18 protein-coding genes and 1 pseudogene are annotated in these 21345 nt (G+C 73.8%); 16 read left to right on the forward strand and 3 right to left on the reverse strand.

Features of this window, described 5'->3' with window-relative positions; all coding sequences use genetic code 11:
- Positions 1-307: 307 nt before the first annotated feature.
- On the reverse strand, positions 308-2440 hold the full coding sequence (locus A4V12_RS19225) for a SpoIIE family protein phosphatase (RefSeq protein WP_079137149.1): 2133 nt from the start codon (positions 2438-2440) through the stop codon (positions 308-310).
- Positions 2441-2705: 265 nt separating this feature from the next.
- Here A4V12_RS19225 and A4V12_RS19230 point away from each other — a divergent pair, with 265 nt between their 5' ends.
- From A4V12_RS19230 to A4V12_RS19265, 8 genes are all read left to right on the forward strand, one after another.
- Positions 2706-3578, forward strand: coding sequence for an MBL fold metallo-hydrolase (locus A4V12_RS19230; protein WP_064070595.1), 873 nt, complete (start codon positions 2706-2708; stop codon positions 3576-3578).
- A 212-nt stretch (positions 3579-3790) separates the two neighbouring features.
- Positions 3791-5107: a phytase gene (locus A4V12_RS19235; RefSeq protein WP_064070596.1), complete on the forward strand. Its 1317-nt coding sequence runs from the start codon at positions 3791-3793 to the stop codon at positions 5105-5107.
- A gap of 125 nt (positions 5108-5232) precedes the next feature.
- Positions 5233-6528, forward strand: a complete 1296-nt coding sequence (locus A4V12_RS19240; RefSeq protein ID WP_064070597.1) for a vanadium-dependent haloperoxidase — start codon at positions 5233-5235, stop codon at positions 6526-6528.
- Positions 6529-6629: 101 nt separating this feature from the next.
- Positions 6630-6845, forward strand: coding sequence for a hypothetical protein (locus A4V12_RS19245; protein ID WP_064070598.1), 216 nt, complete (start codon positions 6630-6632; stop codon positions 6843-6845).
- A 65-nt stretch (positions 6846-6910) separates the two neighbouring features.
- On the forward strand, positions 6911-7321 hold the full coding sequence (locus tag A4V12_RS19250) for a fluoride efflux transporter FluC (protein ID WP_064070599.1): 411 nt from the start codon (positions 6911-6913) through the stop codon (positions 7319-7321).
- A complete protein-coding gene (locus tag A4V12_RS19255; protein WP_064070600.1) occupies positions 7318-7671 on the forward strand; it encodes a DUF190 domain-containing protein in 354 nt (117 codons plus the stop codon). Before A4V12_RS19250 ends, A4V12_RS19255 begins: the two co-directional genes overlap by 4 nt.
- On the forward strand, positions 7668-8042 hold the full coding sequence (gene crcB, locus A4V12_RS19260) for a fluoride efflux transporter CrcB (RefSeq protein WP_064070601.1): 375 nt from the start codon (positions 7668-7670) through the stop codon (positions 8040-8042). The genes A4V12_RS19255 and crcB overlap by 4 nt, the downstream gene beginning before the upstream one ends.
- A gap of 54 nt (positions 8043-8096) precedes the next feature.
- The gene (locus tag A4V12_RS19265; protein WP_064070602.1) at positions 8097-8504 is read left to right on the forward strand and encodes a hypothetical protein; all 408 of its coding nucleotides are present in this window, start codon (positions 8097-8099) and stop codon (positions 8502-8504) included.
- Here the strand turns inward: A4V12_RS19265 and A4V12_RS19270 are convergent.
- A complete protein-coding gene (locus tag A4V12_RS19270) occupies positions 8501-9052 on the reverse strand; it encodes a hypothetical protein (RefSeq protein WP_159028899.1) in 552 nt (183 codons plus the stop codon). The genes A4V12_RS19265 and A4V12_RS19270 overlap by 4 nt on opposite strands.
- 587 nt (positions 9053-9639) lie before the next feature.
- On the opposite strand from A4V12_RS19270, the pseudogene A4V12_RS19275 reads away from it, so the two are divergent.
- The 3 genes and pseudogenes from A4V12_RS19275 to A4V12_RS19285 all read left to right on the forward strand — a co-directional run.
- Positions 9640-10464, forward strand: a pseudogene (locus A4V12_RS19275) (alpha-amylase); the annotation flags it as partial.
- A gap of 218 nt (positions 10465-10682) precedes the next feature.
- On the forward strand, positions 10683-12122 hold the full coding sequence (locus tag A4V12_RS19280) for a glutamate decarboxylase (protein WP_064070605.1): 1440 nt from the start codon (positions 10683-10685) through the stop codon (positions 12120-12122).
- Positions 12123-12155: 33 nt separating this feature from the next.
- The gene (locus A4V12_RS19285; protein WP_064070606.1) at positions 12156-13025 is read left to right on the forward strand and encodes a class II glutamine amidotransferase; all 870 of its coding nucleotides are present in this window, start codon (positions 12156-12158) and stop codon (positions 13023-13025) included.
- Between the two features lie 91 nt (positions 13026-13116).
- Here the strand turns inward: A4V12_RS19285 and A4V12_RS19290 are convergent, their stop codons facing one another.
- Entirely contained in the window at positions 13117-13311 is a 195-nt protein-coding gene (locus A4V12_RS19290; protein ID WP_064070607.1) for a hypothetical protein, read from the reverse strand.
- Positions 13312-13426: 115 nt separating this feature from the next.
- Between A4V12_RS19290 and A4V12_RS19295 the strand changes: the two genes are divergently transcribed.
- The 5 genes from A4V12_RS19295 to A4V12_RS19315 all read left to right on the forward strand — a co-directional run bounded on the left by A4V12_RS19295 (position 13427) and on the right by A4V12_RS19315 (position 21292).
- Positions 13427-13942, forward strand: coding sequence for a helix-turn-helix transcriptional regulator (locus A4V12_RS19295; protein WP_064070922.1), 516 nt, complete (start codon positions 13427-13429; stop codon positions 13940-13942).
- Between the two features lie 52 nt (positions 13943-13994).
- A complete protein-coding gene (locus A4V12_RS19300; RefSeq protein WP_064070608.1) occupies positions 13995-14441 on the forward strand; it encodes a VOC family protein in 447 nt (148 codons plus the stop codon).
- 997 nt (positions 14442-15438) lie between these two features.
- Positions 15439-16356 (forward strand): S1 family peptidase, encoded by a 918-nt coding sequence (locus A4V12_RS19305; protein WP_064070609.1) that lies wholly within the window; start codon positions 15439-15441, stop codon positions 16354-16356.
- 264 nt (positions 16357-16620) lie between these two features.
- On the forward strand, positions 16621-19509 hold the full coding sequence (locus tag A4V12_RS19310; protein WP_064070610.1) for a PQQ-dependent sugar dehydrogenase: 2889 nt from the start codon (positions 16621-16623) through the stop codon (positions 19507-19509).
- A 19-nt stretch (positions 19510-19528) separates the two neighbouring features.
- Complete coding sequence (locus tag A4V12_RS19315) at positions 19529-21292, forward strand: ThuA domain-containing protein (RefSeq protein ID WP_064070611.1); 1764 nt, start codon at positions 19529-19531, stop codon at positions 21290-21292.
- The last annotated feature ends 53 nt before the right edge of the window (positions 21293-21345 follow it).

The raw sequence follows: 21345 nt of genomic DNA on the forward strand, positions 1-21345 counted from the left end.
GTCGCCCGGCCGACCGGTGTCCGGTCCCCCGGCGGGGGTCGGTCGGTGGTCGGTCGGTGCTCGCCCGGCCGGTGGTCGGTCGGCCGGTGGTTCGGTCGGTCGCGGGGCCGGCGGGATTCGAACCCGCGGAGGGGGGTGGGCAGGTCCGCCCGGACCCCTCAGTCGCCGTGAGGGGGACCTCCCCCACGGCGATCGCAATGGGCCGCTCTGCCACGGCTCCACGACCTGCGGCGCCGCGCGCGGCGCCGGTCGGCCCAGCGTAGGGGCCCAGGAACGGGCCGGGCGAGCGATTTCCCGGGCGGCGGGGTCAGTCGCGGACCTGGGCCATCAGAAGGGCGACGTCGTCGTGGTTGCCGCCGTGACGCAGTTCCCTCAGGAGCCGGTCGCAGGTCTCCTCCAGTGACGCGTCGGGCGTGCGGAGGAGGTCGAGGAGCTGGTTCAGGCGGGTGTCGATGTCCTGGTCACGGGTCTCGACCAGGCCGTCGGTGTAGAGCACCAGCCGGTCGCCGGGGGCGAGTTCGGTGGTGACGTCGTGGAAGGGCACGCCGCCCACGCCGAGCGGCGCGCCGGTGGGCAGGTCGAGCAGCCGGGGGCCGGCACCGGCGCGGACGAGCACGGGCGGGGGGTGGCCGGCCGTGCAGAAGCAGCACTGGGCCCGGTGGGGGTCGTAGACGGCGTAGACGCAGGTCGCGAGGGAGGGTTCCAGGCCGGCGGTGATCTCGTCGAGGTGCCGGACCACTTCGGCGGGGTCGAGGGCGAGCCGGGCGAGGGTCTGGGTGGCGGTGCGCAGACGGCCCATGGTGGTGGCCGAGTTGATGCCGCTGCCCATCACGTCGCCCACCACGAGGGCCGTGCGGCCGTCGTCCATGGGGATGATGTCGAACCAGTCGCCCCCCACCTCGCTGCCGGAGCCGGCCGGCTGGTAGCGGGAGGCCACGTCGAGTCCGACGAGGTGGCGCGGTGTCTTGGGCAGCAGGCTGCGCTGGAGGGTCAGCGCGGTCTCCCGCTGCCGGCGGAACAGGCGGGCGTTGTCGATGCACACCGCCGCCCGGGCGGCCAGCTCGCTCGCAAGGACGGCGTCGTCCTCGGTGAACGGGTAGGGGTTGCGGGCGCGTTTGAGGTCGAGGGCGCCGAGCACCTCGCCGCGGGCGATCAGGGGGACGGCGAGGTAGGAGTGGACGCCGGCCTCGGCCAGGAGTTCCGCCGCCTCCCGGTCGCGGGCGATGCAGGACAGGGCGTCGTCGTCGACCTCGGCGACCATGACGGGCCGGGCGGTGCGCACGCAGCGGGTGACGAGCCGGTCGGCGCTGTAGTGGGCGGGTTCGCCCGGGACGTCGGCGGCCCGGACCGCGACGGTGGGGTAGGCGGCGGCCACGGCCAGGGCCCGGATGACGGCCGGCCCGTCGGCGGGCACGCGGCCGGGGCGGCCTTCGAGGACCGTGTCCAGCAGGTCGACGGCGGCGACGTCGGCGAGTTCGGGCACCGCGACGTCGGCCAGTTCGCGGGCGGTCTGTTCGAGGTCCAGGGTGGTGCCGATACGGACCGAGGCGTCGGCGACCAGGGTCAGGCGGTCGCGTGCCCGCTCGGCCTCGGTGGCCGCCCGGTGGCGGTCGGTCACGTCGATCACCGAGATGGCGAGCCCGAGGATCCGGCCCCCGACGTCCTCCAGCCGGTACAGGGAGACCGACCAGGCGTGGTCCTGGTCCGGATCGGCAGGTGTGCGGCCCACCATCTGGCGGTCGAGCAGCGGGACGCCGGTCGCCAGCACGGTCCGCATCGCCTCCTCGACCGCGCCGGCGTTGACGAAGGGGAGGACTTCCGCGATCCGCCGGCCCTTGTGCTGGTCCGCGGTGAGGCCGTCGATCCGCTCCAGGGCGGCGTTGACGCCGACGTACCGCATGTCGGCGCCCACGACGGCGAGGCCGATCGGGGACTGGTCCACCAGCCGGACCGACAGGGCCAGGTCGCGTTCCACCCGGCGCAGGGTGGCCCGGTCGGTGGCGAGCCCGAGGGCGTAGTAGTCGCCGCGGTCGTCGAGGAGCCGCATGTTGCGGAACTCCAGCACCCGTGACGTGCCGTCCTTGCACCGCACGGGGAACTCGCCGGACCAGGCGTCCCCGCTGCTCATCACCCGCTCGAACAGGTGGAGGACCCGTTCGAAGTGCTCCTCCGCGACCATCAGGCGGGCGGCGTAGCGGCCCAGGGCCTCCTCGGCCGTGTAGCCCAGCAGGGCCTCGGCCTGGGGGCTCCACAGGACGATGCGCCCGTCCGCGTCCAGCACCACGGCCGCCACCCCGAGGACGTCGAGCAGGCCCTCCGCCGCCGACGGCTCGACCACCCCGGCGTCCGCTTCCGGTCCGTCGGGCCGTACGGATCCGTCGGGCCGTACCGGTCCGTGGGGCAGGCCAGGGCCGGCCGGGGTGCCCTCTGCGCCGCCCATGACCGCTCCTCTCCGTCCTGCCACCGTGCCTCGATACCGGCGCGCACGCACGCCGGTATGGCCGAACGGCCGCTGGACCGGGTACCACCGGCGTCCGCACCCGAACGCCGCCGCCGGGAACCCGTGCGGGCGCCGTGCCGGAGTGCGGGCGGGGGCGGACGGGACGACGATGGAGGGAACGGGAGCCGGGACCGTACGGCCGGCCCCGCGCTCCGTTGCGCGGCCGCGAGCCTTCTCCACCTGCCGGGGGGCACGGAGCTGCACCATGACCATGCACAGAGTCGGCCGTGACGTCACCGTCCTCGCGGATTCCCTCGAGGTACCCGGCATCGGTTTCCTCCCCGTCAACGCCTTCGTCCTGCACGCCGCGGAACCGGTCGTCGTGGACACCGGGCTCGGCCTGCCCGACCGGAACTTCATGGAGACGGTCGGCTCGGCGGTCGACCCCGCCGACGTGCGGTGGATCTGGCTGACCCACCCCGACCGCGACCACACGGGCGGTCTGTTCGCCCTGCTGGACGCGGCTCCCGGGGCGCGGGTCGTCACGACGTACATCGGCGCCGGGATCATGTCCACCGAGCGGCCGCTGCCGCTGGACCGGGTGTTCCTGCTCAACCCGGGGCAGTCCCTCGACGTCGGCGACCGCACGCTCACCGCGTTCCGGCCGCCGCTCTTCGACAATCCGGCGACGGTGGGGTTCTACGACGACCGGGCCCGTGTCTGCTTCAGCTCGGACTGCTTCGGCGCGCCGCTGCCGAGCGCGGATCTCGCCGAGGGCGACGACGCGGGCGCGCTCGTACCCGAGCAGCTGAGGGCCGCGCAGCTGTTGTGGGCCACCGTCGACAGCCCGTGGGTGCACGCGGTGGACGCCGACAAGTTCCTGGCCACGGTGCAGCCGCTGCGGGAGATGGAGCCGGAGAGCGTGTTCTCCACCCACCTGCCGCCGGCCACCGGGCTGGCGCCCCGGATGGTCGACACGATCAGCGGGGCGCCCGGTTCGGACCCCTTCGTCGGGCCGGACCAGGAGGCGCTGGAACGCATGCTGGCCGGCTTCGAGCCCGGTGGGCAGGCGCCCGGGCCCGTACGGGCGCCGGAGGAGATGCCCGCCGAGGTGCCCGCGCCGGGCGCGCCCACCTGAGCGGCGGGGCCGGCCGCGGGTTCGGTGACGGCCCGGCCGCGGGTTCGGCGAGAGGTCCGGTCCACGGATCCGGCCCGGTTCAGCGGCGGGTTCAACAGCGGGTTCAGCGGTGAGTTCACGGGAGGAACACCCTGCGTAGGCGAACCGGTCACCGGGGCGGTCCATGATCGGCAGCGGTTTGCCATGCTCCCGACAGCAAGGGGTTCCCTCTCGTGTTCAGGCATCGTCCCGTCCGGTCGGTCACCGTCGTCCTCGGTACGGCTCTGGTGGCGCTCGCCGCCACCGTTCCCGCCGGCGCGCACCCGTCCGGCACCACCCAGGCGCTGCCCGCGGTCACGCCCCGCGCGGAGACCGCCCCGCTGTACGACGACGAGGCGGGCGGCAACGCCGACGCCGACGACCCGGCGATCTGGCGCAACGCCGCCCAGCCGGACCGCAGCCTCGTCATCGCCACCGCCAAGGAGGGCGGCCTGCGCGTCTACGACCTCGACGCCCGCCAGGTGCAGGCGGTCCCCGCTCCCCCGGCCGCCGGGCCGGACGACGCACCGGGCCGCTTCAACAACGTCGACCTCGTCCACGGCCTGCGCCTGCCGTCCGGCCGCGCCGACGTGGCCGTGACGACCGACCGCGGCCACGACCGCCTCCGTATCCACCGCATCGCGCCGGGCCGCGCCGGCGGGCCGCTCGTGGACGTCACCGACCCCGCCGCGCCGCCGGTGTTCTCCGCGGACCAGGCCGAGATCAACGACCAGAACACCGCCTACGGGCTCGCCACGTGGACCGACGCCGCGTCCGGCCGCTCCTACGCCCTGGTCAGCCGCCGCAACCGCACCACCGTGGCCCTGCTGGAGCTCACCCCCACCGCCGCCGGCACGGTCACCTACCGCAAGCTCCGCAGCCTGGACCTGCCCTCCTCCTTCCGGCTGCCCGACGGCACCTCCTGGGCGCCCTGCGGGGAGCCGGGCGAGCTGCCGCAGGTCGAGGGCATGGTCGTCGACCCGGCCAACGGCATGCTGTACGCCGGGCAGGAGGACGTCGGCATCTGGCGCGTCCGCGCCGACCTGACGGGCGCCGCACCGAAGCTCGTCGACCGCGTCCGCGAGTACGGCGTGCCGGGCGTGTACGACGAGGAGACCGAGGAGTGCACCGCCGGCGCCGACCCCGGCTTCGGCGGCACCCGCCTCTCGGCCGACGTCGAGGGGCTGACCCTGCTCACCGAGGCGGACGGCGACGGCTACCTCCTCGCCTCCAGCCAGGGTGACGACACCTTCGCCCTGTACGACCGGGAGCTGGAGGACGCCAACGAGTACGAGGGCGGCTTCCGGGTCACCGCGTCCGCGGACGGCTCGGTCGACGGGTCGGAGGAGTGCGACGGCGCCGCCGTCCTCAACGCCCCGCTCGGCTCGAAGTACCCGAACGGTCTGCTCGTCGTGCAGGACGGTCACGACACGCCGGTGGAGGGCGACCGCGCGGCCACGAACTTCGCCTTCGTCGACCTCGGCGACCTCATGGACCGCGTCGACGACTGAGGCTGACTCCGTGCGGGTGGAGTGACTGCCCCGTACAGCGCAGGCCCCGGAGGCGGAGCGGTTGGCCGCCCGCCCCGGGGTCTACAGCTGTTGGGGGAACGTCCATCCGGTGCGAGGAGCTTGCTGTGCGACGCAGGAGAGCGGGACGGTCGGTCAAACGGGCGGCAGCGGGGGTCGCGGCCGCGACCGGGCTGGCCGCCCTGGTGGCGGCGGCTCCGCCGGTCCACGCCGGCCGGGGCGGGTCCTCCGACGCCGTGTCGGGCGCGATGGTCACCGAGTGGATGGGCGCCGTCACCGGGACGGTCGACGAGGAGGGCGGGGTGACCATTCCGGAGGAGATGGTGTGGCACGCGCTGGTGTCGACGGCCGTGTACAACGCGGTCGTCGGCATCGAGGGGCGGTACGAGCCCTACCGCTGGAGCGCCCGCGCACCCCGTACGGCGTCCTCGGAGGCCGCCGCGGCGGCAGCGGCGCACCGGCTGCTGCGGCTCTCCTTCCCGGCGGCCGCGCCCCGGCTGCGCGCGAAGTACGCCGCCAGCCTGGCGCGGGTGCCGGACGGGCGGGCCGAGGACGAGGGCGTCGCGTTCGGCGAGCGCGCCGCCGACCACCTGCTGGCGCTGCGCGCCGGGGACGGCCGCGGCGCGCGGGTGCCTTTCCCGGCCCGCCCGGCGCCCGGGGTGTGGCGGCCCACGCCCCCCGACCACCAGGCGTTCACCACCGCCTGGCTGGGGCGGCTGCGTCCGATGCTGATCGACTCCCCCCACCACTTCCGGCCCCCCGCCCCGCCGCCCCGCACCTCCGTCCGGTACGCGAGGGACCTGGCGGAGGTGCGGGCGTTCGGCGCCAAGGAGGGGTCCGTGCGCACCCCGTGGCAGACGGAGACCGCGCGGTACTTCACCAACGTGGAGATCCAGAAGGCGCTGGGCGACCACGCGGCCCGTCACCGGTTCGACATCGCGGACACGGCCCGGCTGTACGCGGCCGCCAACACCGCCCAGCTGGACGCGGTGATCACCGCCTGGGACGCCAAACTGCACTACGGCACCTGGCGGCCGGTCACGGCCCTCCGGGAGGCCGACCGGGACGGCAACCCCGGCACCCGGGCCGATCCGGACTGGGAGCCGCTGCTGCCCACACCTCCGCACCCGGACTACCTGAGCGGGCACGCGACCACCGGCGGCGCGCTGACGCGCACGCTCACCGGCCTCTTCGGCACCTCCCGCATCGACCTGTTCCTGTCGACGAAGAGCACCGGCGCGACCCGGCACTACCGCCACGCCCACGAGTACAACCGGGACGTGGTGAACGCCCGCGTCTGGGGAGGCATCCACACGCGGACCGCCGACACCGTCGGCAACGCCATCGGGCAGCGGGTGGCGGCCTGGGCGCTGGAGCGGTACTTCCGGCCGGTGGGCCGCTGACGGCCCTCCCGGCAAACGGGTGAATGCGGCATACGTCCGTCGCCGCGCGACCGTTGGGCAGTCCGGACCCCCGGTCGCTACGACGATAAGGACACGACCCCATGATCAAGCAGGTTCTCGCCGCCGCCGGTGTCGCCGCGGCCGTTCTCGGTGCCTCGTCCCCCGTCGCCTCCGCGGTGGGCGACCGCGAGGTGCACACCCAGAACGGCAACTTCTCGACGCAGTCGTACGGCAACACCGGCAGCCCGGAGCCGCAGAGCGCCGGGCGGGCGCTGACCGACGCGGACCTCCGGCCCCTGGACGGCATCGGGCGCTGAGGGGCGCGTTACGCTGACGGCCGTGGTCGACCCGGGGCTGCCCCGGCCGGTGGGAATGGACGTTGATGACGGCGTGGCGGGCGCAGGCGCCGGTGGTCGCGGTGGTGGCCCTGGGCGGGGCCGCGGGCGCCTCGGCACGCTACGGCGCGTCGCTGGTGTGGCCGACCCCCGCGGACGGTTTCCCGTGGACGACGCTGGGCGTCAACACCGTCGGGTGCGCGCTGATCGGTGTGCTCATGGTGGTGGTCGGCCGGGTCCGGTCGGCCCACCGGCTGGTGCGCCCGTTCCTCGGCACGGGGGTGCTCGGCGGCTTCACCACGTTCTCGGCGTACGCGCTGGACGTCCGGCGGCTCGTCGAGGGCGACCGGGTGGCGGCCGGGCTGGCGTATCTCTTCCTCACCCCGTCGGCGGCGCTGGCGGCGGTGGGCACGGCGGCGTGGCTGACGCGCCGCGTACTGGTGTGGAGGCGGACATGAGCGGACCGGAGGGCGGCGCGCCGGCGCTGCGCATGACGGTCTTCGTCGGTGAGAACGACATGTGGCGGCACCGGCCGGTGTACAGCGAGATCGTGCACCGTGCCCATGAGGCCGGGCTCGCCGGTGCCTCCGCCTTCCGGGGCTGCGAGGGCTTCGGCGGGTCGTCCCTGGTCCACACCGCGCGGCTGCTGTCGCTGAGCGAGGACCTGCCCATGGCGGTCGTCGTCGTGGACACCGAGGAGCGGGTGCGGGCGTTCCTGCCGCTCCTCGACGACCTGCTCGGCGACGGGCTGGTGGTGCTCGACCCCTGCGAGGCCGTCCGGTACGACGGTGGGGAGCGGGCGCGGTGAACTGGCTGTGGGTCGCCGTGGGGGCGGCGGTCGGGGCGCCGTTGCGGTACCTGACCGACCGGGCCGTGCAGGCGCGGCACGACTCGGTGTTCCCGTGGGGCACCTTCACGGTCAATGTGGCGGGGTGCCTGGTGCTGGGCCTGCTCGCGGGCGCGGCGACGGCGGGGGCCGGGTCGCCGGGGCTCCAGCTGCTGCTGGGCACGGGGCTGTGCGGGGCCCTCACGACGTACTCGACGTTCTCCTACGAGACGCTGCGCCTGCTGGAGGGCGGTGCCTCGTTGTACGCGGTGCTGAACGTGGCCGGCAGCGTGGGCGCCGGGCTCGGGGCGGTCTTCGCCGGTGCGGCCGTGGCGGAGGCCCTCTGGACGTGAGCCGGGGTGCGTACCCTGGTGGTGCGGTGTCTCCTCCGGCCCGGGAGGCGCGTCATGGCCCTCGGTCACCGTTACCACGTCGACCAGGACGGGCACTCCGTCACCGTCCAGTTCCTGGGACGGGCGGGTGCGTTCGAAGTCCTGGTGGACGGCAAGGTCGTCGCGCACGGGCCCGGCGACCGGCCGGGCGGCACGGTGGAGGCGGAACTGCCGGGCGACCCGCCGCGGCCGTTCGGCATCACGGTCAGCCGGCCCCGCGAGATGGGCGGCGTCCCCTTCTGCGTCCTGGAGAGCGGCGGCATGCGCTACCTGATGCCGCAGGTACCGCTCGGGGCCGCCGGGAGGCCGGCGCACCTCCACGAGCGGTACCGGCTGGTGCGGGAGGTGCGCCGGTTCCTGCGCCGGTCGTCGCGGCGTCTCCTGCGCCGGGCCGGTCGCCGGGCCGGGAGGCGGTCCGCCTAGTGCCTGCTGCCGCAGCCGGCGATCTTCGCCAGGAGCTGTTTGTCCAGCAGGAGCAAGGCGGTCAGGGCGTGCCGGGACGCCACGGCCAGGAGGTCGGGGTCGGGGGCGGTGCGTCCGTGGTCGCCGTCGCCGTGCGGGGCGTCGCGGAGCGCGTTCTCGAGGTCGGTCAGCGGCCGGTCGAAGCCGCCGCACATGACGGCGGCCGTGCGCAGTGCCTGGACCAGGTCCGCGTCGAGGTCCTGGGTGCCGCTGGTCTCCAGCAGCGCCGGTATCAGGTGGCTGATGTGCAGCAGGCTGTGCAGTCTTCGCACGAGCTGCGGCCAGTGTTCGCCGGGGGGTTCGGGGGTGCTCCAGGCGGCCCGGGCCGCCTGGATGTCCTGGTGCAGTTCCCGCGCGATCCGCACTTCGGCGCGGCGCGGCCGCTGTGCCTTCAGGGCCCAGGAGATGCCGGCGTCGGCGGCCGCGTCGTAGGCGGCGAGCCGGAGTCGCACGAACCGGTCGGGCGGTGCGCAGGTGTCGGTGCCCTTGGTCAACTCGGAGTCGTCCACGGGCGGACCGTACCGGCACGGACGGGTGCGGCGCACCGGTCCGGGCCGAACCTGTTACGTACGGTGGCTCATTGAGGCCGCTGCCGTCGCGTTGGGTGTCCGGCCGGGTACGGAACAGAACGTTTTGGCCCACGCTCGGGGGGCCGGCGGCGCCGCAGGTGCTCACACGGTGTGCACGGCCTCTCCGCCGGTTCGACGGTCCCGGCGGTGGGGCGGAGGCTACCCGGCGTGCTGGGCGTCGAGGGAGTCGTGAAGTGGACGACGAAGTAGGCCGGTTCGCCGAGGGTCGGTGCGCCCGCGGCCGGTGCGACGGCCGGTGCGACGGGACTCGCGGCCGGTCCCGGCGGTGTGCCGGTCGGTGCCGCATCCCTTTACGGCGGCGCCGGGAGGGGGTAACTTCCGTGCGCCGCAAGAAGTTCCACACATTTCCGTACGCGCTTCCGGAGCCGGTACCCGCCGGCACCGGAGAGGGGGTCACCGGCTACCAGGTCACCCGCACCGGAGGGTCCAGGGGCACGGTCGTCACCGACGTCGGCTCCACCGTCCACTCCGACACCGGCCTGGAGGAGCGGACCACCTACACCTGGGGCCCCGCCGGACAGCCCACCTCCACCAACGCCTTCCTCGACGGCAACCGCTACCGCACCCCCGACGGCAGCCGGTTCTCCGGCATGCACGTCATCGACATGCGCATGCACATGAACTTCGGCGACGCCCGCAACGCCTTCCACAACGGCAAGGACTCCGACGACAGTTACCACGACGCCACGTACAACGTCGTCTACGTCGACAGCCACGACTACGGCCCCGACAAGAGCAGTGAGCGCTATGCGGGCGGCACCGCCGCCTGGGCCGAGAACATGTCGCTGATGTGGACGTTCCGCGGCATCCCGACGCTGTACTACGGCTCGGAGATCGAGTTCCGGGCCGGCAGGAGGATCGACTGCGGCCCGGCCTGTCCGCTGGCGTCCACCGGACGCGCCTACTACGGCGACCACCTGGCGGGCGAGGTGACGGCGTCCGGCTTCTCCCGGGTCGACTCGGCCACCGGAGCCGTCGCCACCACCCTGGCGCAGCCGCTGGTCGCCCACGTGCAGCGGCTCAACCTCATCCGCCGGGCCGTTCCCGCCCTGCAGACGGGCCAGTACTCGACGGAGGGGATCACCGGCGAGATGGCCTTCAAACGGCGGTACACCAGTGGGTCCACCGACAGCTTCGCCCTGGTCACGGTCACCCACGGCGCCACGTTCACGGGCATCCCCAACGGCACCTACACCGATGCCGTCACCGGTGACACCCGGGTCGTCGGCGACGGCCGGCTGACCGTGGCGGCCCCGGGCAAGGGCAACCTGCGGGTGTACGTCCTGGGCGGCACCGGCAGGATCGACACCGCCGGACCGTACCTGAAGTAGGCCGGCGCCCCGGTCCGGCCCGGCTCGGGCGGGGCGTGGGCCGGGCGCGGGCGGGACGGGCGGGACGGGGTGTGGGCGCGCGCCCGTGGCCGGTCCCGCCCGGGCCCGTCCGCGTTGGGCCATTCCGGGGGGATGGGGCCGGCCGGCGGGCCGCGCGCCGGAGGGCGGGGAAAGGCGCATGGAGGCACGGGCCGATCCGTGTGGAAGGACGTCGAGCGATGCCCCTGAACCCTGCGAGCCGGTCACGGCACGACACGCGGCGCAGCCGCGACCTCCAGCTCAACCCCCTCTTCAGCCGGGAGCCCGTCTCCGTTCCGCGCCACGCCCTGCCCGACGGGCCGATGGATCCGGACACCGCCTACCAGCTGGTCCACGACGAGCTGATGCTCGACGGCAACGCCAGGCTCAACCTGGCCACCTTCGTCAGCACCTGGGCGGAGCCGCAGGCACAGCGCCTGATGGCCGAGTGCGCCGACAAGAACATGATCGACAAGGACGAGTATCCGCAGACGGCGGAGCTGGAGACGCGATGCGTGCACATGCTGGCCCGCCTCTGGCACGCCGAGGACCCCGAACGGGCGGTGGGCTGCTCGACGACCGGGTCGAGCGAGGCTTCGATGCTGGCCGGGCTGGCGCTGAAGCGGCGGTGGCAGCACCGCCGCAGGGCGGCGGGGAAGCCGGTGGACCGGCCCAACCTGGTGATGGGCATCAACGTGCAGATCTGCTGGGAGAAGTTCGCCGACTACTTCGAGGTGGAGCCCCGCTACGTCCCCATGGAGGGCGACCGGTACCACCTGACCCCGGACACCGCCGTCGAGCTGTGCGACGAGAACACCATCGGGGTCGTCGCCGTCCTCGGCTCGACGTTCGACGGCAGCTACGAACCCGTCGCCGGCATCGCGGCCGCGCTCGACGACCTCCAGGCGCGGACGGGACTCGACGTACCGATCCATGTGGACGGTGCCTCCGGCGCCATGATCGCGCCGTTCGTCGACCCCGGCCTGGAGTGGGACTTCCGGGTCCGGCGGGTGGCGTCCATCAACACGTCCGGGCACAAGTACGGGCTGGTCATGCCCGGGGTCGGCTGGGCGCTGTGGCGCGACGCCGAGGCGCTCCCGGACGACCTCGTCTTCCACGTCAACTACCTGGGCGGCGCCATGCCCACCTTCGCGCTGAACTTCTCCCGGCCGGGCGCGCAGGTTGTCGCGCAGTACTACACCTTCCTGCGGCTCGGCTTCGACGGCTACCGCCGGGTCCAGCAGACGTGCCGGGACGTCGCGACGCGGCTGGCGGCGCGGATCGCCGAGCTGGGGCCGTTCGAGCTGCTCACCGACGGCAGTGAGGCCCCGGTCTTCGCGTTCCGGCTCCGGGACGGCGTCGACGCGTACAGCGTGTACGACGTGTCCGCGGCGCTGCGGGAGCGCGGCTGGCTCGTGCCCGCCTACACCTTCCCCGAGAACCGCGACGACCTCGAAGTGCTGCGCGTCGTCGTGCGCAACGGCTTCGGGCACGACCTGGCGGACCTGCTCCTGGACGACCTGCGCCGCGTGCTGGCGCGGCTGGAGCACCAGCCGGGTCCGCAGCGGGACGCCGACGACGCCGGGGGCTTCGCCCACGGAGCCGAGACCAAGGAGCCGCGGCGGCCGGGCCGCCACTGAGCGGCGGTCCGGTCAGCAGGAGAGGAGCCCCGTATGTGCCGACTGTTCGGCCTGAGCAGCGCCCCGCGGCGTACGCACGCCACGTTCTGGCTGCTGGACGCCCCCGACAGCCTCCAGGACCAGAGCCGGCGGGACCCGGACGGCACGGGCCTCGGCTTCTTCGACGACGACGGGACACCGCGTGTCGACAAGGCACCCGTCGCCGCGTACCGGGACCGTGCCTTCGCGCAGGAGGCGCGGCACGTGCGCTCCGCCACGTTCCTCGCCCATGTGCGGTTCGCGTCGACCGGCGCGCTGGAGGCCCGCAACACCCACCCGTTCCTCCAGGAGGGGCGGCTGTTCGCCCACAACGGGGTCATCGAGGAGCCGGAGGCGATCGACGCGGAGCTGGGCGAGGACCGGGCGCTGGTGGCCGGGGACACCGACTCGGAACGGTTCTTCGCGCTGATCACCAGGAGCGTGCGGGCCCAAGGGGGCGACGTCGCCGCCGGGATCGGGCACGCCGCCCGCTGGGTCGCCCGGAACCTGCCCCTCTACGCCCTCAACCTGATCGTGGTCACCCACGAAGAGCTGTGGGCCCTGCGCTACCCGGACACCCACCGGCTGTACGTCCTTCAGCGTCCGGCCGGCGGCCACCACGGCGACCGGCACCTCGACCACAGCGGGGCGGGAGGCCGGATGCGCGTCCACTCCGCGGAGCTGACCGGTGCGCCGGCGGTCGTGGTGGCCAGCGAGCGCATGGACGACAACCCGCACTGGCGGCTCATGGAGCCGGGTGAGCTGCTGCACGTGGCGGCGGACCTGAGCGTGAGCAGCCGCATCGCGGTGCCGGACCGGCCGGCGCGCGAACTGGGCCTGGCGGACCTGCGCCCGGCGGCGGCCGCGTCCCAGTCGGCCGGCTAGGCGGCGACGCGGGGGGCCGCCGTGGGGCCCGGAAGCCGCTGCGTACGCGGGCCGCCGTGGGACGCGGGGGCGCCCGGGTTGCGGGGCGAGGTCAGGAGGTGGACCCGCCCCGGCGGGGGGTGTCCTTCTGCACCGACTCCTGTCCGGTCCTGCTGGGTGTCAGGGTGTCGGCCGCCTCCTTGTCGTGCTCGTCCGGGCCCCCGTCGTCGAGCCGCAGCTCGGCCTCCTCGAACTCGTCGAGCACTTCCTCCGCGGCGGTCTCGGGCTTGTGGTCGCGGTCGTTCATGTCTCTCCTTCACCCGGCTTCGCTGGTGTCTCCCGACTTCCTCGCGGTCCGCCCCTTTACACCCCCGTACGTCCCCGGAGTCGGACCGGCGGCGTTGTCGGTGCCGCGTGCCAGCATGGGGAGGGTGACGACGGACCCGGGCCATCTGAAGCAGTTGCGGCTCGCCAAGGACGCGATGGACCGCGACTGGGCGGAGCCGCTGGACCTCGACGCGGTCGCCGCGCACGCGGGGTACTCGCGCCATCACTTCATCCGGGTGTTCAAGGCCGCCTACGGCGACACGCCCGGCAGGTACCTGTCGCGGCGGCGCATCGAGCGGGCGGAGGAGATGCTGCGCACCGCGAACCTCTCGGTGACGGAGATCTGCACACTGGTCGGCTTCACCAGCCTCGGCACGTTCTCGGCCCGCTTCAAGAGGGCGACGGGGCTCTCGCCCAGCGAGTACCGCGCCCGGCACGTCGGGCGCGGGGCGGCGCTGATACCCGGGTGCTACGCGATGCTGTGGGCGGGCGGGTTCCCGAACGCGCCGACCGCGCCGGCCACGCCCGCCGAGCGGACCACGCCGGACGTGCCGGACGCGCCGGACGCGCCTGCCGGGTCCGGGCACCGCGATTCCGGAGAAGCGGGCTGAGGCGGTCGCTGCCTACGGTGGCGGGGCAAGCCCGACCACCGAGGAGCACGCCATGATCAAGGGTCTCGCCATTTCCACCGTATGGGTCCTGGACCAGGACCGGGCCAAGGAGTTCTACACCGAGAAGCTGGGGCTCGAGGTCCGGACCGACATGACGATGGGCGAGGGCGGCATGCGCTGGCTGACCGTCGGCGCCAAGGACCAGCCCGAGGTGGAGCTGACGCTCATGGTGCCCGGCTCCCCCGCCATGGACCCGGAGTCCGCCGAGGCGATGCGGATGCTGGTGGCGAAGGGTGTCCTGGGTGCGGGGGTGCTGGCCACCGACGACATCCACGGCGACTACGAGAGGCTCCGGGCGCGGGGCGTGCAGTTCCTCCAGGAGCCGCAGGAGCGCCCGTACGGCACGGAAGCGATCTTCCGCGACGACTCGGGGAACTGGTTCTCGTTCACCCAGCCCCGCGAGGGCGGCCTCGACCGGGAGAAGGACTGGGCCTGCTGATCCCCGCCGCCCCGCCCCGCGCCCGGTCCCGGAGAGTGGTCCGGGCGGCGGTCCGGGCCGTGGCCGGCAGGGCGCCGGGGGGATGACGGCTGCGCGGCCGCAGCGGTGCCGGTGGTCGGTGGCGGGGGCGGGAGGACCGCGGTGGGCTCACCGTGCGCGCACCGACCGGCGGCCCGGCGCCGATCGGGTACGCCGACGAGGAGGGCGGCGGCCCGCGAGCACGACCCGCTCGTACGATCCGGCAGGGCGGCCGTGGAGAAGCGGGAACCGACGAGCCGTGCCCTACGGGCGGACGTCCCGCAGGCCGAGGGACGGTATTCGGACACGGTCGCGCGCTGGGCGAACAGGCGCGATCGACGCATAAGGAAGGCCCGCGCGGGCCGCCGGCGCCCCCGGCGTCCGGTTCCGGCTCCCCGCCGGGGGCGGCGCGACCGGCCGCCCCCGGCGGGGGGCTCCGTCACGCCCGCGCGCGTGCCCTGATTGCGGGAGCCACTGCAACGCGCGCCGCCGAGCGGGCGTCCCGCCGCCCGGCGAAACGGACTCCTTCCGTCCGGCCGGATCACCGCCCATCGCCCCGCCGTTGAACGCTGAACAGCATCGAAGGTCCATACGACGGCCCGCGGCGACCGCTGCCTCGCCCCGCCGGCCCGCCGGACACCGGCCGGCCCTGCGGACGAGCCGGTGAACGGCGAGCAAACGTTCGCACGGCGTGGACCCGGCTCCGCCGGCCACCCTCCGGGGCGCGCCGGGCGACCGCCCGTGCCCTGGCCCGTCGCGCTCCAGCCGCCCCTCCGCGGCACCCGCCCGGACACGCACCGGACGGACGCGCGTAGCGCGGCCAAAAGGCGATCTTGCCCACGCACCCGGCCGGAGCCCAGGATTCCTACCGCGCCGCTTGTCAGGCACATGACGGTCACCCACCCGTCACGTGCCGTCTCCCGGCGCCCTGTCGGGCCCGCCCACCCAGCGGGCCACGGATCCCCCACCGGAGGATGCAGTGAACTTCAAGCGCTTCACCCCCCTCGGCGGTATCGCGAGAGGCGCGCGGCTGACCGCCGTCGCCGCCGCTCTCCTGACCGCCTCCGCGCTTGCGGCCCCGAGCGCCGGCGCCGCTCCCCTCGACGGCGGACGGGCCAGCGCCGCCCAGCTGGCCCAGGCGAGCGACGCCGTCCTGACCGCCGACGTGCCGGGCACCGCCTGGTACACGGACACCAAGACCGGCAAGCTCGTCGTCACCGCGGACTCCACCGTGTCGGCGGCCGAACTGGCCCGCATCAAGGAGGCCGCGGGCAGCCGCGCCGGCGCCCTGGAGATCAAGCGCACCCCGGGCACGTTCAACAAGCTCATAGCGGGCGGCCAGGCCATCTACGCGGGCGGCGGACGCTGCTCGCTCGGCTTCAACGTCCGCAGCGGCAGCACGTACTACGCCCTGACGGCCGGTCACTGCACCAACATCGGCAGCACCTGGTACACCAACTCCTCCAACACGACCCTGCTCGGCACGCGCACGGGCTCCAGCTTCCCGAACAACGACTACGGCATCATCCGCCACTCCAACGCCTCGGCGGCGGACGGCCGGGTGTACCTGTACAACGGCAGCTACCGCGACATCACGGCGGCGGGCAACGCCTACGTCGGCCAGTCGGTCCAGCGCAGCGGCAGCACCACCGGCCTGCGCGGCGGCACCGTCACCGGCCTCAACGCCACCGTCAACTACGGCAACGGCGACGTCGTCTACGGCATGATCCAGACCAACGTCTGCGCCGAGCCCGGCGACAGCGGTGGCGCCCTGTTCTCGGGCAGCACCGCGCTCGGCCTGACCTCCGGCGGCAGCGGCAACTGCTCCAGCGGCGGCACCACGTTCTTCCAGCCGGTCACCGAGGCGCTGAGCGCCTACGGGGTGAGCGTCTTCTAGGCCCGCACGGCTCGCACCCTTCAGCGGCGGTCCGCCTTCCGGCGGGCCGCCGCTTCTTTGTCCCGACCGAGGAAGAAGTTGCGAAAGACGCCGCGAAAGGGGTTACGCGACCGGACCAAGCCCGCTAACTTCCTTGAAACACACCGGTCATGAGCCGTGGCCGGCGAGTTTCGGCGCGACGGCGCGCGCCTGTGCTCCCCCGTGTCCACCCCCGCGGTCCCCACCCCGGACCGCCGGGATCCCCCACCGTCCCGGGAGACGCCTGTGCGCACACGACCGAGACCGCCCCGCCGGGGCGCCGCCGCACTCCTGCTCACCGCGGCGCTCGCGGCCGGCTTTCCGGCCCCCGCCACCGCCATCGCCACCGCCACCGCGGAGCCCGCCACTTCCGCCGCCCACCCCGCCGCCACCAACGCGGCACCCGCCCCCGCCCCCTTGGCGGAGGAGTTCCAGCAGGTCACCCTCGCCAAGGGCGTGGCCGAGACCGGCGAGCCGATGACCATGGCGGTCCTCCCCGACCGCTCCGTCCTGCACACCTCGCGCGACGGCACCCTGCGGCTCACCGACGCCGCGGGCACCACGAAGGTGTCGGGCAGACTGGACGTCTACGCGCACGACGAGGAAGGCCTCCAGGGCATCGGCGTGGACCCCGGCTTCACCGCCAACCGCCACGTCTACCTGTACTACGCGCCCCGGCTGACCACTCCGGCAGGGGACGCCCCCGGCGACGGCACCGCCGCCGACTTCGCCCCCTTCGACGGCGTGAACCGCCTGTCGCGCTTCGTCCTGCGCACGGACGGCACCCTCGACACCGCGAGCGAGAAGAAGATCCTCGACGTGCCCGCCTCGCGCGGGATCTGCTGCCACGTCGGCGGGGACATCGACTTCGACGCGCAGGGCAACCTGTACCTGTCGACCGGCGACGACTCCAACCCCTTCGCCTCCGACGGATACACGCCGATCGACGAGCGGCCCTCCCGCAACCCCGCCTACGACGCCCAGCGTTCGGCGGGCAACACCAACGACCTGCGCGGCAAGGTGCTGCGGATCAAGGTCGGCGCGGACGGCTCGTACTCCATCCCCTCCGGCAACCTCTTCGCCCCCGGCACCGCGCGGACCCGTCCGGAGATCTACGCCATGGGTTTCCGCAACCCCTTCCGGATGAGCGTCGACAAGCCGACGGGCATCGTGTACGTCGGTGACTACGGCCCCGACGCCGGCACCGCGAGCCCCACCAGGGGCCCGGCCGGCCAGGTGGAGTTCAACCGCGTCACCAGGGCGGGCAACTTCGGCTGGCCGTACTGCACGGGGAAGAACGACGCCTACGTCGACCACGACTTCGCCACCGGCGCGACCGGTGCGGCGTTCAGCTGCGCGGCTCCGCGGAACACCTCGCCCCGCAACACCGGCCTGACCGACCTGCCGCCGGCCCAGCCCGCCTGGATACCGTACGACGGCGGTTCGGTTCCCGAGTTCGGCAGCGGCTCGGAGTCGCCCATGGGAGGGCCGGTCTACCGCTACGACGCGGCCTCCACGTCGTCCGTCAAGTTCCCGCAGGGCTACGACGGGAACTTCTTCGCCGGCGAGTTCGGCCGCAAGTGGATCAAGCGCATCGCGCAGGGCACGGACGGCGCCGTCCAGTCCATCAACGCCTTCCCCTGGAGCGGGACCCAGGTGATGGACATGGCCTTCGGCCCGGACGGGGCCCTGTACGTCCTGGACTACGGCACCGGCTACTTCAACGGTGACGCCAACTCGGCCCTCTACCGCATCGAGCACGTCACCGCCGGCCGCTCCCCCGTCGCCCAGGCCGCGGCGAACCGCACCTCGGGGCAGGCCCCGCTGGCCGTGGCGTTCTCCTCGGCGGGCAGCTCCGACCCGGACGGCGACCCGCTGACGTACGCCTGGAGGTTCGGCGACGGCGGGACCTCCACCGCCGCGAACCCCTCCCACACGTACACGGCCGACGGGCAGTACACCGCGACCGTCACCGTCTCGGACGGCACCGGCCGCAGCGCCACCGCCTCCGTCCAGGTGACCGTCGGCAACACGGCGCCGACCGTGAGGCTGGAGCTGCCGGCCGAGGGCCGGATCATCGACCCGGGCGCTGCCGTCCCGTTCAAGGTCACCGTCACCGACCCGGAGGACGGCACGGTCGACTGCTCCCGGGTGAAGGTGACCTTCATCATCGGCCACGACAGCCACGGCCACCCGCAGACCTCCGCGACCGGCTGCTCCGGCACCGTTCAGACCATCGCGGACGGCGAGCACGACCCCAACGCGAACATCTTCGGCGTCTGGGACGCGGAGTACACCGACAAGGGCGCGAACGGCCAGCCCGCTCTGACGACGCACGACCAGAACATCAGCCAGCCCAGCCACCGGCAGGCCGAGCACTACGGCGGCTCGTCCGGCGTCCAGGTCGTCACCCACGCCCCCGCCCACGGCGGACGGACGGTCGGGCACATCGAGAACGGCGACTGGATCTCCTTCACCCCCTACGCGCTCGACGACGCCACCGGGTTCACCGCCCGCGTCTCCTCCGGCGGCACCGGCGGCACCCTGGAGGTACGGGCCGGCTCACCCACCGGAACCCTGCTGGGCACGGTGACGGTGCCGGTGACGGGCGGCTGGGAGACCTTCCAGGACGTCTCCACCGCGCTGACGAACCGCCCCGCCGGCACGACCACGCTCCACCTCGTCTTCAAGGGGGGCGCCGGCTCGCTGTTCGACGTCGACGACTTCCGCCTGACCACCGGCGGCACCGGCCCGCGGACGGGTGCGGTCGGGGGCGTGAACGGCAAGTGCGCCGACGTCGCCGGCGGCGCGACCGCCGACGGAACCCGCACCCAGCTGTGGACCTGCAACTCCACCCCCGCCCAGACCTGGACCCTCCCCGGCGACGGCACCCTGCGCGCCCTCGGCAAATGCCTCGACATCAGCGGCGGCGCCACCACCGACGGCACCCCCGTCCAGCTCTGGACCTGCAACGGCACCACCGCCCAGCAATGGCAGCCCCACACCGACGGCACCCTGCGCAACCCCCGCTCCGGCAAATGCCTCGACGCCGAAGGAGCCACCTGGAACGACGGCACCCGCCTGCACCTGTGGACCTGCCACACCGGACCCAACCAGAAATGGACCCTGCCGTAGCAGGAGAGGAGGCGTAACCATGCGCACCACCCTCACCAAGGCCGGCTGCCTGCTCGCGGGCGCGCTCCTGTGCCTGGCCGCCGCACCCGCCACCGCACCCGCCGCCGCGCCGCCGGGGCGCGACCCGGCTCCGGCGGCGGCCCCGGCCGTGGCTGACCCCGCGTACCGGATCCTGGCCTTCTCCAGGACGGCGGGCTTCCGCCACTCGTCCATCGACGACGGTCTGGCCGCGCTGCGCGAGCTGGGCGGCGCCCACGGCTTCACCGTCGACGCCACGGAGGACGCTCAGGCCTTCACCCCCGGCAACCTCGCGCAGTACGAGGCGGTCGTCTTCCTCTCCACCACGGGGGACGTACTGAACTCGGTCCAGCAGACCGCCTTCGAGCAGTACATCCGGGCCGGTGGCGGCTACGTCGGTGTCCACGCCGCTGCCGACACCGAGTACGACTGGCCCTTCTACGCCGGCCTCGCCGGCGCCCTGTTCCACTCCCACCCGCACAACCAGACCGCGACCATGAAGGTCGAGGACCGGGCCCACGACGCCACGGCGCACCTCGGCCGGACCTGGCAGCGGTTCGACGAGTGGTACAACTACCGCTCCAACCCGCGCTCCACGGCGCACGTCCTCGCCTCGCTCGACGAGTCCGGGTACTCGGGCGGCACGATGTCGGGCGACCACCCGATCGCCTGGTGCAAGGACTACCAGGGCGGTCGCGCCTTCTACACAGGCGGCGGCCACACGGACGAGTCGTACACGGAGCCCGCGTTCCGCCGGCACCTGCTCGGCGGTGTCCGGTGGGCGGCCGGGATGACGGAGGCCGACTGCCGGCCCGAGACGGGATACGTACCGCTGTACGACGGTTCCGGCACGGCCGGCTGGAAACAGGCGGGGCCGGGGTCGTTCACGTCGGCCGACGGCACGCTGACCTCGCAGGGCGGCCTGGGCATGCTGTGGTACTCCGCCCGGGAGCTCACCGGCGACTGGTCGCTGAAGCTGGACTGGCGGATGGACGGCGACGACAACTCCGGCGTCCTGGTCGGCTTCCCGGCCTCCGACGATCCGTGGTCGGCGGTGGACCACGGGTACGAGATCCAGATCGACGCCACGGACGCCGCCGACCGCACGACGGGGGCGGTGTACGGGTTCAAGCCGGCGGACGCGGCGGCCCGCGACGCCGCGCTCAACCCGCCCGGCGAGTGGAACACCTACGAGATCCGGGTGACGGGCGAGCGCCTGGAGGTCTTCCTCAACGGGCGCAAAATCAACGACTTCACCAACACCGACCCGGCACGGAGTCTCGCCCAGGGGTACGTCGGCCTCCAGAACCACGGTGAGGGCGACCAGGTGTCCTTCCGCAACGTACGCGTCAAGACCTCCGGGACCACCCCGCCCCCCGTGCCGCGGACGGGTGCGGTCAGGGGAGTGAACGGCAAGTGCGCCGACGTCGCCGGCGGCGCGACCGCCGACGGAACCCGCACCCAGCTGTGGACCTGCAACTCCACCCCCGCCCAGACCTGGACCCTCCCCGGCGACGGCACCCTGCGCGCCCTCGGCAAATGCCTGGATGTCAGCGGCGGCGCCACCACCGACGGCACCCCCGTCCAGCTCTGGACCTGCAACGGCACCACCGCCCAGCAATGGCAGCCCCACACCGACGGCACCCTGCGCAACCCCCGCTCCGGCAAATGCCTCGACGCCGAAGGAGCCACCTGGAACGACGGCACCCGCCTGCACCTGTGGACCTGCCACACCGGACCCAACCAGAAATGGACCCTGCCCTGAGCCGCGCCGCAGATAAATCGCCTTTCGGGGCATCGCCCGGGCCGCTGCGGTGA

Origin of the sequence: Streptomyces noursei (assembly GCF_001646665.1) — a bacterium.
Lineage (GTDB): Bacteria > Actinomycetota > Actinomycetes > Streptomycetales > Streptomycetaceae > Streptomyces > Streptomyces lavendulocolor.

Coding starts and splice junctions, on each gene's coding strand:
- A4V12_RS19265 (WP_064070602.1), top strand. CDS start 8,097: ATGGCCCTCGGTCACCGTTACCACGTCGACCAGGACGGGCACTCCGTC.
- A4V12_RS19225 (WP_079137149.1), bottom strand. CDS start 2,440: ATGGGCGGCGCAGAGGGCACCCCGGCCGGCCCTGGCCTGCCCCACGGA.
- A4V12_RS19285 (WP_064070606.1), top strand. CDS start 12,156: ATGTGCCGACTGTTCGGCCTGAGCAGCGCCCCGCGGCGTACGCACGCC.
- A4V12_RS19250 (WP_064070599.1), top strand. CDS start 6,911: ATGACGGCGTGGCGGGCGCAGGCGCCGGTGGTCGCGGTGGTGGCCCTG.
- A4V12_RS19280 (WP_064070605.1), top strand. CDS start 10,683: ATGCCCCTGAACCCTGCGAGCCGGTCACGGCACGACACGCGGCGCAGC.
- A4V12_RS19245 (WP_064070598.1), top strand. CDS start 6,630: ATGATCAAGCAGGTTCTCGCCGCCGCCGGTGTCGCCGCGGCCGTTCTC.
- A4V12_RS19300 (WP_064070608.1), top strand. CDS start 13,995: ATGATCAAGGGTCTCGCCATTTCCACCGTATGGGTCCTGGACCAGGAC.
- A4V12_RS19295 (WP_064070922.1), top strand. CDS start 13,427: ATGGGGAGGGTGACGACGGACCCGGGCCATCTGAAGCAGTTGCGGCTC.
- A4V12_RS19230 (WP_064070595.1), top strand. CDS start 2,706: ATGACCATGCACAGAGTCGGCCGTGACGTCACCGTCCTCGCGGATTCC.
- A4V12_RS19315 (WP_064070611.1), top strand. CDS start 19,529: ATGCGCACCACCCTCACCAAGGCCGGCTGCCTGCTCGCGGGCGCGCTC.
- A4V12_RS19290 (WP_064070607.1), bottom strand. CDS start 13,311: ATGAACGACCGCGACCACAAGCCCGAGACCGCCGCGGAGGAAGTGCTC.
- A4V12_RS19255 (WP_064070600.1), top strand. CDS start 7,318: ATGAGCGGACCGGAGGGCGGCGCGCCGGCGCTGCGCATGACGGTCTTC.